Genomic DNA, 13459 nt, shown 5'->3' on the forward strand with positions numbered 1-13459 from the left:
GGATTTTGGAGATGGTACAACAGGTACAGGAATAACAGTAGATCATTTATATGCTGCCATTGGAGAATATACAGCTATATTAACGGTTAGTGACGGAAGTAAGACGGGAACCAAGACCACGACAATAACTGTGACTGACGGAAGTCCTGTTGCTTCATTTACAGCAAGTGCAGAGACAGGTGTTGCTCCATTAGCTGTTAGTTTTGATGCTTCGGGATCATCAGATCCTGCAGGAGGTGTACTAACATATAGTTGGGATCTAGGTAATGGAGAAGTAGCTACTACAGCAACCGCTTCTACTACATACACCACATTAGGACAAGTAACAGTAACACTTACGGTGACAAATGCTGCAGGGGATACAGCTTCTGCTACAAAAACAATAAATGTTACCGATGGTAGTGTAAGTTGTGCTTTTGGAACACCAATAACGTATGCATTGCCTTCTGTTAGCAATTCATTTGAGAATGTATTTGTTTTAGGAGAAAATGGACCAAATCTTAATAATGTTAGCAAATTTATTGTCAATTGGGATCTTGTTAATAATGGATTATACGAGTTTTCTATAAGTACAAATAATGGTACTCCGACTTGGTATACTAATTTATTGCCAAAAGTGACACACAACTTTAACGCTGCAGAACCATCAATTACAATTACAGGTTCTGGGTTTACAGGATTAGACGGTGAGTATTGGGCAACTGTAGATGCAGGTAATTTTGTGTTAGTTTCTAAAACAGGTGGATTTACACTATATTTTAGTGGATCTGCAACAGCACCAGATTGTGGTACTATACCAACTCCAGTAGTAGTAGATGGTGGAGTAATTGCAGGAGGACCTTTTACATTTACAGTAGGAGATGGTATTGCAGATAATGTTTCTGGAGTTACTATCACAGGTAATGTTGGAGAAACCAGCCAATGGATTGTCACTGATGCGGCAGGGAAAATCCTTGGATTACCAGCTTCGCCAGAAGCGGTAGATTTTGATGGTGCAGGCGTAGGAAGTTGTTTTATTTATAGCGTAAGTTATAATGGAACAATTACTGGCCTTACAGCTAATGAAAATATTTCAGGTTTAGTAGGAACATTTGATCTTTCTAATAGTATAGAGGTTGTAAGAAACCCTGTTCCTACAGGAGGAGATTGTTCTTTTGGAGCACCATTAGCCAATGCATTACCCGCTCTTAATAGTAAATACGAACATATATTTGTTTTAGGTAATGGAGGTCCAAGCCTTGATAATGTTACTAATTTAACGATCAATTGGGATCTTGCCAATAATGGATTGTACCAATTCTCTATGAATACTAATAATGGTACTCCAAGCTGGTATAATGATTTCTTACCCAAAGTGACGCAAACGTTTAATGCTGCACAACCATCACTTACAATTACAGGTTCTGGCTTTACAGGATTAGATGGAGAGTACTGGGCGACAGAAGATTCGGGTAATTTTGTGTTAGTTTCCAAAACAGGAGGATTTACTATTTATTTCAGTACAACTGCTATAGCTCCTGATTGTGGAGGTGTTAGCACTACTTCTTTGCAGGATAAATCTAATATTGTAGTAAGCCCTAACCCAGCATCAAGTCATATTACCGTATCTATCGATAATAACATCGAAGCTAAAAGCAGAAATAATGTAATAGATGTTAGAATCGCAATATTTGATTTGGTTGGTAATGTGGTTAAAGTTAAAAACATACAAAATAGACAACAGCAATTAGAAGCAAAGATATCTGTTGAAGAATTAACTTCCGGACTATATATATTAGAAACTTTTGATAGAGTATCAAAAAGAAAATATCAAAGTAAGATATTGATTAATAGATAGTTTTTTTGAAGTCGACTTTTTAAGGATTATCTTAAAGAAGTGTTTAATCTATTTTATAATAAAGAGAGAGGTGAAAAACCTCTCTCTTATATTTTACCCAAATTAGACAACATGATAAAAAGCAGGATTATCAGATGATTAAGCTTATATGACGAGTTAAATAAATGTTAAAATAAAGCAATAAAAGAGAACTCCTGATCCCCTGATGGAGTGATAATAGAATTTATTATTTAATCCGACAATCAAATAATAATCCAGATATAACGAATTCTATTTTTTAAAAGTCAGATGGTAATTTATACAATACATAATCAAGTATTATTAGTATGTTTAATTCCTACAGTTTTGTTGTTTTTTACTTGTTAAATTATGTTAATACCGATTTCATCACATACTACGCAAAGGACTAAATAATTAAGAATAACGTTTATAAATATTAACTCAAAAACCAAACACAAAACCATTTTAATCATGAAACTTACAAAACTCAATTTTTTAATTGTATTTTTCCTTTTTGGGCTAGTAACAAAGGCTCAAACCCCCGAAGGAGAATTAAAAAGATGGCATAAGGTCAGTCTGACTTTTAACGGCCCCAATACCTCTGAGACCGCAAACCCAAATCCTTTTTCAGATTTTAGGTTAGAAGTAACATTTACACATCAAACCAGTAATAGAAGTTATACGGTACCTGGGTATTTTGCAGCTTGTGGTAATGCAGAAAACAATAGCTGTTCTTCAGGTAATAAATGGAGAGTACATTTTGCTCCTGAACAAACAGGAACTTGGAATTGGTCAGCATCATTTAAATCTGGAGCCAACGTCGCCATAAATGGTGGTGGATCAGGTGCTGGATTTATGGATGGAGCTAGTGGTTCTTTTAATGTAACAGAGTCTGATAAATCAGGAATAGATCACAGAGCAAAAGATAAAGGAAGATTACAATATGTAGGAGAACATTACCTTAGATACTCGGGTACAAACCCTGCAAGTCCCAACGGACCTTGGTTTGTGAAAGCAGGAGCGGATTCTCCAGAAAATGCACTTAACTATGTAGATTTTGATGCTACACCAAGTTATAACAATAACCTTAATAAAATTGGTAGTAAAACATGGCAGCCTCATCAAAAAGATTATGTAGCTGCAGATGCAAGTTCGTATACATGGAGTAATGATAAAGGAACAGAGATTTTGGGTATGATTAATTACCTTTCTTCTCAAGGAGCAAATGTAGTCTCTTTCTTAACTTGGAATACAAGTGGAGATGGAGGAGCTGTTTTTCCTCATGTTTTAAAAGTTTCTGAGCAAGAATATGGTAATACAGGAAGAGCACAACAGTGGAATAAAGTACATCATGATCGTTTTGATGTGTCCAAATTGGCTCAATGGGAAAAAATGATGGAGTATGCAGATAAAAAAGGTATATATCTTCATTTTAAAACCATGGAAACAGAAAATGATAATAAAATGGATGGCGATAATTTTGGTAGAGAAAGAAAATTATACTACCGAGAGTTAATTGCTAGGTTTAGTCATCATTTAGCACTTAATTGGAATCTTACAGAAGAGACTACTCTTAAGGATAATGTAGCAAAGGCTACAGCATCATACATTAAGGATGTAGATCCATATGATCATAATATTGTAATTCATACGTATCCTAACCAACAAGATCAAAGATATAACCCTTTACTAGGTAATAGCTCTGTCTTAACCGGTGCTTCTATTCAAACAGATAAGAATAAAGTACACAACGATGTTAAACGATGGTTAGAAAAATCTCGTAATGCAGGTAGAAAATGGGTTGTAGCTAACGATGAACAAGGTCCGGCTTCAACTGGAATTAGAGTTTCTGATAAAGAGGTAAGACACAAAGTCTTGTGGGGTACACTTATGGCTGGAGGAACTGGTGTAGAATACTATAGTGGTTATACAAATAATGATGGTGATATAAACGGAAACGATCATCGTAAAAGAGGAAATAAATATAAAGAAGGAGGATACGCTCTTAACTTTTTTAATAAGTACCTGCAGGAGGATATGGTAAAAATGACCTCTTCAGATGGTGTAACAGGAGATGGAAACGATTATGTTCTTGCAAACGCAGGAAAAATATATGCTGTTTACAGACCAAATGGTGGGTCTACAGGATTAAGCTTACCCGCAGGAAATAATAAATATGATGTACAGTGGTATAACCCACGTAGTGGAGGTAACCTAACTGCTAAAACAACCTTAGGAAGTAATTTGGTTGCTCCTGATAATAATGACTGGGTAGCACTAATTACTAGTAAAGATGGAAATGGAAACGGTGGTGGAGGCACTTGTGATAACATAAAAACAACTACATCGTCTCAGGATGCTTATTTACAAGGAAGCACTAGATTTAATACTGCAGATCTTAGAGTAGAAAGTGGAAATAGAGTTTCTTATATTAAATTTACGGCACCTTCAACTACAGAAAAAGTTACCGGAGTAAAATTAGAACTTACCGTATCTACAGATAATGGTAATGGACTAATAGAAATTTTTAAAGGAAGTTCTAATAACTGGACAGAAGGTAACCTTTCTAACAGTAATAAACCAGCTGAAGGAACTAAAATAGGATCTCTTAATACTACATATAGTGTAGGTCAATCTTACCAATGGGATTTATCAGGAATCGCTCCTGGTGAAACTGTTTCTTTGATTGTAAAACAAACTGGTGGTAACGATGTATCTTTTTATTCTAAAGAAGGAGCAACAGCGCCAAAACTTATTTTCGAACTTGATTGCGAAGATGCAGGTGGAAGCGGAAATTGTGGAACGGTTGCTATGAAGTCAACTTCAGATTTTCCAACACTATCAGTAACTGGTTTTTCTCCTGCATATAAAGACAATGTAAGAAATGCAGTAGCAATAGATGCTTCACAATATAAAGATAAGTTCGCTGCTGCAGAATCAACTTTTGATGGTGAAACAGGTAAATATGATATCAAATTAACAACGCTTACAGAGATTGATGGAGAATCTACCTATAGAATTTCTGTAGATGGTGTAAGAGTAGGAGAATTTAAAAATCCAACCTCGACAACAGATTATGCTGAATCCGGAACTACTTTTAAAGATATTGAAGTTAAAAAAGGAGCGAAAATTAGAGTAGAATTTAATTCGCATACTAATGGTAATATTCCTGAAGGAAACGGTACAGCGTTTTCTCGTGGTAGATGGACAGCACTCGATTTCATTTGCCAGGGAGGCGGAGGTACTGACGGAGGTGGAGATACCGACGGAGGAGAGGGTTGTGTTGCTTTAGAGAAAAACGGAGTAGTAGCTGTAGAAGCAGAACATTTTGCAAGCCAGGAAAAAACAGGTAAAAGAAAATGGTATGTTCTTGAAGGTAGTACAACAGGGACTCCAACCCCGGATCCTGATCCAAATCATGCTAGTGGAGCTAGTAGTGGTGGATACTTAGAAATTTTACCTGATACAAGAGTTACACATGGTGATCCATTAATTGCTGGTGAAAACTTTAGCAATGTGGCTGGTCAACTTACCATTGTAAATTACAAAGTGAAGTTTACAAGTGCTGGTAGATATTTTGTTTGGGTTCGTGCTCATTCTACTGGTACAGAAGATAACGGAGTACACGTTGGTCTTAATGGTACATGGCCTGCATCAGGAAATAGAATGCAGTGGTGTAATGGTAAAAATCAATGGACTTGGGAAAGTAAACAACGTACAGCAGCAAATCACTGTGGCGAAGAACGTAAAATCTATTTGGATATTCCATCTGCCGGAGTGCATACAATCTCATTTTCTTTAAGAGAAGACGGATTTGAAATGGATAAGTTTGTATTGTCTAAAACTTATACAAAACCTACAGGTAATGGCCCAGCAGAAGTTTTGGTAGATTGTAACACCGGATCAGAAAATGCTAAGCCACAAGTAGAGATGACATCTCCAGCGAGCGGAACAACTTTTGGTAAAGGAGAAACCATTACACTTCGTGCAAATGCATCTGATAGTGATGGTACAGTAGCTAAGGTTGAGTTTTATATAGGAACGAACAAGGTAGGTGAAGATACAACAGCTCCTTATGAGATTACAACAACAATTCCTAATATAGGATCTTACAACGTCACCGCAAAAGCAACAGATGATAAAGGAGCTTCAACTACTTCGGCGAGTGTTATTATCGAAATAGAAGATAATACGATGCCTCCGGCAAGTACTGTTGATATTCCAGGAAATTTTGAAGCAGAAAGTTTTAGCGCGAAGTCAGGAGGTGTAAAAATAGAAAACACTCCTGGAACGACAGGTAAAAATTTAGGGTTTATTAAAAATAACGATTATGTAGAGTATAATGCAAATGTGCAATCTAGTGGAGAATATACTGTAGATATTTTTGCATCAAGTGCTGGTGTTGGTGGAACAATAGATATTGTAGAAGCAGGGACAGTGGTTGGTTCTGTAGATATACCGGTTAATAGTCAATGGCATGATTACAAAAAGTATTCTGTAAATGTTTTACTTTCTACAGGAGAAAAAACCATAAGATTGACATTTAAAGGAGGATCTGGGTATTTATTTAATATAGATAAAGTCATGACCACCAAAATAGCAGCACCTGTAGAGCAAACGATTACGTTATCACCAATTCATGATGCGTATTTGCAAGGAACAACAAGATATAACAATGGATTGGTTAGAATAGAACAAAATAAGAGAACGGGATATTTGATGTTTGACCTTTCGTCTATTAACGGTGCTATAACTAAGGCAGAATTAAAATTTAAAGTAAATTCTGATTCGGGTAATGGTAATCTTAATATACATAAAGGAAGTTCTAATACCTGGACAGAGGCGAATTTATCTAATACTAATAAGCCATCTACAGGAGTTGTATTAGGGAATCTAAACTCTACTTATGGATTAGGTAATGTAAAAACAATACCTCTTAATGAAGGGTCAATATCTGGAGATGCATTATCATTAGTGCTTAATGTAACTTCAGGAAATGATTTTGCATTTGCATCAAAAGAGAATGCATCTAATACTCCTCCACAATTGGTAATTACCTATGAAGGAGCAAAACTGCAAAGTTTAGCTAGCAAAAAGAAAAATGGAATTAGTGTTTTTCCAAACCCTGTAGTAGATATAGTTAATATTTCTGGAGTATCTAATGGATCTAAGATTACAATCTTTAATTCAATCGGACTATTACAGAAAGAGATACAACTAAAAGAGGGTCAAAACTCAATAAATATTAATGATTTACCTTCTGGATATTATATTTTAAATGTAATGAATGCTAACAAAGTTATTTCGAGAACCAAAGTTCTTAAACAATAATAAAAAAGAGTTAGTTACTAAAAAGGGGAGCTATTTAGCTCCCCTTTTTTTATGGTTTTTTTTTGAGTAAATAATCCTCGGGATAAGCCCACGAAGCATTCGTATGGAACTGAATTTTAATTTCGAGGCAATCCTCGGGGTATTATACCCTTTGGCGGTGCCAATAAAATAGAAAAGATTAGAATAAATATTCGTTAAAGAAGCAACCCTTTGTTTTTTCAATTGTCCATGGATGTATAAAAACTACCAAAAGGTTCAATTATCAATTTGTAGAAAAAAAATTGAATCTCATCAATTAAAACAGTGTAAAAACAAATGAACATGCTTCGAAATTCGAAATTTAAAAATCAAAGAACAAGGACCTACATCCTCATGATGTGTTGCCTTACCATGCTTTTGGCAAATACAACAGTTGTGAATGCTCAAGAGAGTTACAGTTTAAGTGGTACAATTAAGGATATTAATAATGGAGAAACACTTTTTGGTGCCTCTGTTTTTTTTAAAGGAACCTCAATCGGTGTAATTACCAATGAATATGGTTTTTACTCTATTACAGCTCCAAAAGGAAACTATACATTGGTGGTTTCTTATGTTGGATATACAGATATGAGTAAAGCAATTGTACTTGATAAAAATCAAAAAGTAAATTTTGAGGTAACAGAATCCTCAACACAATTAGATGAGGTTATTATTAAAAGTGAAGAGTCAGAGCGTGTAAGCCTCAGAAAACCAGAAATGAGTGTGTCCAAACTTAATATTAAGACGGTAAAACAAATGCCTGTGGTATTAGGAGAAGTTGATATTGTAAAATCTATTCAGATGCTTCCCGGAGTGACTAATAATGGGGAAGGATCTAGTGGATTTCATGTAAGAGGTGGTGCGGCAGATCAAAATTTGGTATTACTTGATGAGGCTATAATTTATAATACTTCTCATTTATTAGGGTTCTTTTCGATTTTTAATGCAGATGCAATTAAAGATATTAAATTATATAAAGGAGGGATTCCTGCTCGTTTTGGAGGGAGAACCTCTTCTGTTTTGGATGTTCGTCAAAAAGATGGAAACAACAAGAACTTTGCTCTTACTGGCGGAATAGGAGTAATTTCTAGTCGAATTGCTGCCGAAGGCCCGATGTTTAATGACAAAGGTTCTTTTCTTGTAGCAGGTAGAGGTTCGTATTTAGATTTAATCTTAAAAGCAGCTGGAGAGAAAAATACAGTAGGGTTTTATGATGTAAATCTTAAAACCAATTATAGTATAAGCGAAAACAATAAACTATACCTGTCTGGATATTATGGTAGAGATACCTTCAAATTTGGAAATAATTTCAAAACCAGCTACGGAAACGTTTCGGGAAACTTAAGATGGAATCATATTTTTAATGATAAATTATTTTCAAACTTATCCCTTATTTATAGTAAGTATGATTATGATTTAGATATTGCTATAGAACAATTCGAATGGATTTCTTCGATTAATAATTATAATGCAAAGTATGACCTTAAGTACTACGCAAGTGATAAATTTAAATTAGATTTTGGAGTAAGTGGTATCTATTACGACTTTGATCCGGGACAAGTAGAACCAACATCAGAAAGTTCATCAGTGAATCCGTTAACATTAGATCAGAAAAGAGCTGTTGAGAGTGGAGTATATGTAAATGCAGAACACAAAATCAGTGATAAACTCTCTGTACAATATGGTGTTAGATATAGTGCTTTTAGTAGATTAGGAGGGCAAGCACTGGTAGACTATGCAAACAATCAACCTGTTGTATATAATACAGCTTTAGGAATATATGAAAGAGGGACCGAAATAGGAGAAACTGATTTTAAGAAAAGCGAAAGCATCAAAAGCTTTGGTAATTTTGAACCTAGAGCCTCTTTGGCATATCAATTAAATGAGTACTCCTCTGTAAAAATGGGCTACTCTAGGGTTGCTCAATATATTCATTTGCTATCGAATACAACTGCGATTACTCCTTTGGATGTATGGACTCCTAGTGGAAAATATATAAAACCTCAATTATCAGATCAATATGCATTAGGGTATTTTAGAAATTTTAAAGATAAAATGTATTCTTTGGAGGTAGAAGCATATTATAAAACTACAGATAATAGAATCGATTATATAGATGGCTCTGATTTGATAGGAAATAATACTATTGAAACCGAAATTTTGAATGGAGAATCCAGAGCTTACGGATTAGAGTTACTATTTCGTAAAAACGAAGGTAACTTCACAGGATGGCTTGCATATACAGTATCAAAATCAGAGCAACGAACGCTTGGAGATAATGCTGGTGGACCTGGTATCAATAATGGAGATTGGTATAATACTGCATTTGATAGAACACATGATGTTTCACTTACCGGATCATATAAGTTAAATGATAAGTGGACTTTTGGAACCAATCTGGTTTTTCAAACCGGAAGACCAGTTACCTACCCTAATGGTCAATTCGAATATGAAGGATTATCTATAGCTACTTATGCTGATCGAAACTCTGATCGCTTACCAGCATATCATAGACTAGATATTTCTGCAACGTATAGACCGAACAGAAAACCCAATAAAAGATGGAAAGGAGAATGGGTCTTTGGGATTTATAATGTATACAATCAGAAAAATGCAGCTTCAATCTCTTTTGGTCAAAATGTTGAAACAGGAGCAAATGAAGCAACAAGAACAGCGATTTTTGGGATAGTACCTTCGATAACGTATAACTTTAAATTTTAATGTGATGAAATACAGGTATTATACAAACCAAAATAAGTATTTGCAGATTGTATTTAAGACTAAAAAAACGATAAAAGATAAACAGATGAAAGCATATTTAACAATCATAATAGCATTGTTTGCTATCGTCTTTACATCCTGTGAAGATGTAATAGATGTAGACGTACAGACAGCACCCACCAGACTCACTATCGAAGCTTCATTGGATTGGGAAAAGGGAACTGCAGGAAATAATCAAACTATAAAATTAAGTACCTCCACTCCATTTTTTGATACAAACTCGAATACTGATGTTACCGGTGCTTCTGTAAAAGTCACTAATGATACGAATGGGACCGAGTTTATTTTTGCAGATCAAAATAATGGAGAGTATACCACTACAGATTTTGTGCCTATACTTAATCAATCTTATACTTTAGAAGTCGTGTATAATGGTGAAAACTACACCGCTACAGAAACACTGATGCCAGTAGTAGATATCAAAGAGGTTACTCAGTCCACAGAAAATGGTTTTGATGATGAGATTCTGGAAGTGAATATATTTTTTGATGACCCCGCTGATGAGGATAATTTTTATCTTTTTAGATTCAAAGAAGAAGGAGATCTTTTAGCAGAGTTCGAAGATTTTGATGATGAATTTACAAATGGAAGAGAAATTAGTTGGTATTATGAAAAGGAAGAAGATGAGGATACCAATACCGAAGAATTTACTTCAGGAGATGTTGTAGATATTGATTTATATGGTATTTCTGAAGCATACTATAACTACATAACTATACTCATAGAGCAATCAGAAGGAGTAGGTCTTTTTAGTGCAACTCCTGTTGCTTTAAAAGGAAATTGTATTAATCTGGATAATCCAGATAACTATGCAAATGGGTATTTTAGAGTAACCGAAGTAGTAAGAACCAGATATACTTTTGAGTAGTTAAGGCTAATAATAGTTTTATAAGATGGAAAATGCCCCAAAAACTTGGGGCATTTTTATATCTATTAACAAATTCTACTGTATTTAATTATTTAGTAAACTTTTGTATCGCTTCATCTACATCAAGTTCTGCCAAAGATTCTATAATCATATCAGGCGTAAAAGCATAATTTACAAGATCCTTCTTTTTAGAAACTCCGGATAGTGTTAAAATAGTATTATACCCCATTTGTATTGATCCTAAGATATCAGTATCCATAGTATCCCCAATCACAATAGTTTCATCGGTAGTTAACCCTAATTTTTTTCTTGCAGCTCTCATCATTACAGGGCTTGGTTTTCCAACACTAAATGCTTGTTTACCAGTAGCTTCTTCTATCATAGATACGATAGACTTAATTCCCAGGTTGGACCATCCTTTTTTCTTTGGAGATGGATCTAGATTTGTAGCAATGAGCCTGGCACCAGATAAAATCATGTCTACAGCATTATTTGCCATTTCCAAAGTGAAATTACGACCTTCTCCAACAACTACATAATCCGGATCTGAAGTTACCAGAGAATATCCGTTTTCATGCAGACTTGTAATTAACCCGCCTTCACCCAAAATATAAGCAGTACCATTAGGTTTCATAAAACTCAAAAACCAAGCAGTGGCCATAGCACTGGTATACACATTTTCTTCTTTAATCGATATTCCCATACCCAGTAGTTTATTTACTGCGTCTATCGGTGATCGTTGACTATTGTTTGTCATAAATAGAAACGGTATTTCTCTATCCTGTAATGTTTTGATAAAGACATCTGCTCCTTTTATAAGTTCGTTTCCATTATAAATGACACCATCCATGTCAATTAAAAATCCCTTCTTCATTCTTTTTCTGAGGTTAAGTTGTATTACAATTCGGACGTAAAGTTAGGGATAAGCAATAGAACTTAAAAATCAATAGTATAGTAAGTTTTTGAATTAAAAGATAAGATAGGTGCTTATTACAAGCACGGTAATCGCAGCACCGGTTATAAAAGCATATTTCCATGGAGTAACATCCACGTCTTCTGTTATTTTCTGTACATAATCTGTTTCTCTAGGGTATAGTTTTCCAATGATGAGCATGATACCAATATTTAAGACAAATAAGATAGCCATCACATGTAAAAAGTGAGGGTATGCTTCTGCTTCTATGAGGCTTAAAGCCGACTCGTCTGTAATGCCATTGACAGCTGCATTTGCTAATGCATTTTTGACCAGTATAGGTTTAATTGCGAATTGACTAATTAGATATAATGCAGAACCTGACAATACTCCTATTTTTGCCGCAATCGGAGGAACACGTTTTGTAAAGAAACCTATTACGATAACAGTTAAAATAGGAATACTATAAAAGCCGCTAAATTCTTGGATTCTTGCAAATAATCCATCTGGAGCGTCAAGGATAAATGGGGCGAGTAGCATTCCAAAAACACCTACGATAACTCCAAAAATCTTCCCGGCTTTTACAGCCTGAAGCTCATTGGCATTCTTCTTAAAATATTGTTTGTAAAGATCAAAACCAAAAAGAGTAGCGCTACTATTTAATACACTGTTAAATGAACTTAAAACAGCTCCAAAAAGTACAGCAGCAAAGAACCCTACAAAAGCTGGAGGCAATACTTTACGCACTAATGAAGGATATGCTTCATCAGGGTTTGCTAAATTACCATCAAACAGATGCCAGGCAATAATACCTGGAAGAACTACAATGATTGGGATTAAAAACTTAATCAATGCGGCCAAAATCATCCCTTTTTGTCCTTCTTTAAGAGTTCTTGCGCCAAAAACACGTTGTAAAATAGCTTGATTGGTTCCCCAATAAAACATTTGTACAAGCATCATTCCCGTAAAAATTGTTCCAAAAGGAATTGATGCAGTGGGGCCTCCTTGTACTTCAAATTTATCAGGATTATTTTCCCAGAGCGCATTAATACCATCGATTACAGAGCCATCTCCAACCATCATTAATCCAAAAAAAGGAATTAATAACCCTCCTGTGAGTAATCCTATTGCGTTAACCAAATCTGATACGGCAACGGCTTTTAATCCTCCAAAGATGGCATATACCATTCCTATTAAACCTATAGTCCACACACAAATCCATATGGTAGCACGTTGCGAAATTCCCATTAAACTTGGCAAGTCGAACATTGTACTAAACGCTAAAGAACCAGAGTATAATACAGAAGGTAACAATACTAAAGCATACCCACTTAAAAATAGTGCAGTAAGAATAGCTTTGGTCTGATGGTCAAATCGTTTTTCTACATATTCTGGGATAGTGGTAATTCCTCCTTTCATATAACTTGGTAGTAACCATACTGCAGTGATGATCATGGCAATAGCAGCCAAAGTTTCCCAGGCCATTACAAGAATACCTTCTGAAAAAGCTTGGCCATTAAGTCCTACTATTTGCTCTGCAGAAAGATTAGTCAGAAGTAAGGAACCAGCTATGGTAATAGCACCTAAGCTTCGACCACCTAAATAGTAACCATCAGCAGATTTTTCATCAGTTCCTTTAGTTTTCCACCAGGCGTATACTGCTACAGCCAGAGTAAATGCGATAAATGAAAGTATTCCCATGAAATAGTAT

Annotated in this window: 6 protein-coding genes; 4 read left to right on the forward strand and 2 right to left on the reverse strand. The window is 35.1% G+C overall.

The annotated features are described in order from the left end of the window. The 4 genes from PQF96_RS06655 to PQF96_RS06670 all read left to right on the forward strand — a co-directional run. Positions 1–1837: PKD domain-containing protein (locus PQF96_RS06655; protein WP_271765499.1), on the forward strand; the 1837-nt coding region annotated here is incomplete at its 5' end. A gap of 471 nt (positions 1838–2308) precedes the next feature. Beyond that, entirely contained in the window at positions 2309–7168 is a 4860-nt protein-coding gene (locus PQF96_RS06660) for a CBM96 family carbohydrate-binding protein (RefSeq protein ID WP_271765500.1), read from the forward strand. A 372-nt stretch (positions 7169–7540) separates the two neighbouring features. Continuing rightward, on the forward strand, positions 7541–9907 hold the full coding sequence (locus PQF96_RS06665) for a TonB-dependent receptor (RefSeq protein ID WP_271765798.1): 2367 nt from the start codon (positions 7541–7543) through the stop codon (positions 9905–9907). Positions 9908–9992: 85 nt separating this feature from the next. After that, the gene (locus tag PQF96_RS06670) at positions 9993–10835 is read left to right on the forward strand and encodes a DUF4249 domain-containing protein (RefSeq protein WP_271765501.1); all 843 of its coding nucleotides are present in this window, start codon (positions 9993–9995) and stop codon (positions 10833–10835) included. 88 nt (positions 10836–10923) lie between these two features. Here PQF96_RS06670 and PQF96_RS06675 read toward each other — a convergent pair whose 3' ends face one another. Next, on the reverse strand, positions 10924–11709 hold the full coding sequence (locus tag PQF96_RS06675) for an HAD-IIA family hydrolase (RefSeq protein ID WP_109436360.1): 786 nt from the start codon (positions 11707–11709) through the stop codon (positions 10924–10926). Between the two features lie 93 nt (positions 11710–11802). Further along, a complete protein-coding gene (locus tag PQF96_RS06680) occupies positions 11803–13449 on the reverse strand; it encodes a solute:sodium symporter family transporter (protein ID WP_109436361.1) in 1647 nt (548 codons plus the stop codon). Positions 13450–13459: the final 10 nt, after the last annotated feature.

The sequence above is a fragment of the Aquimarina algiphila genome (assembly GCF_947494415.1).
Taxonomy (GTDB): Bacteria; Bacteroidota; Bacteroidia; order Flavobacteriales; family Flavobacteriaceae; genus Aquimarina; species Aquimarina algiphila.

Bases quoted from the DNA above. Each gene is read 5' to 3' on its own strand.
- PQF96_RS06660 (WP_271765500.1), top strand. From the start codon at position 2,309: ATGAAACTTACAAAACTCAATTTTTTAATTGTATTTTTCCTTTTTGGG.
- PQF96_RS06665 (WP_271765798.1), top strand. From the start codon at position 7,541: ATGATGTGTTGCCTTACCATGCTTTTGGCAAATACAACAGTTGTGAAT.
- PQF96_RS06670 (WP_271765501.1), top strand. From the start codon at position 9,993: ATGAAAGCATATTTAACAATCATAATAGCATTGTTTGCTATCGTCTTT.
- PQF96_RS06675 (WP_109436360.1), bottom strand. From the start codon at position 11,709: ATGAAGAAGGGATTTTTAATTGACATGGATGGTGTCATTTATAATGGA.
- PQF96_RS06680 (WP_109436361.1), bottom strand. From the start codon at position 13,449: ATGGGAATACTTTCATTTATCGCATTTACTCTGGCTGTAGCAGTATAC.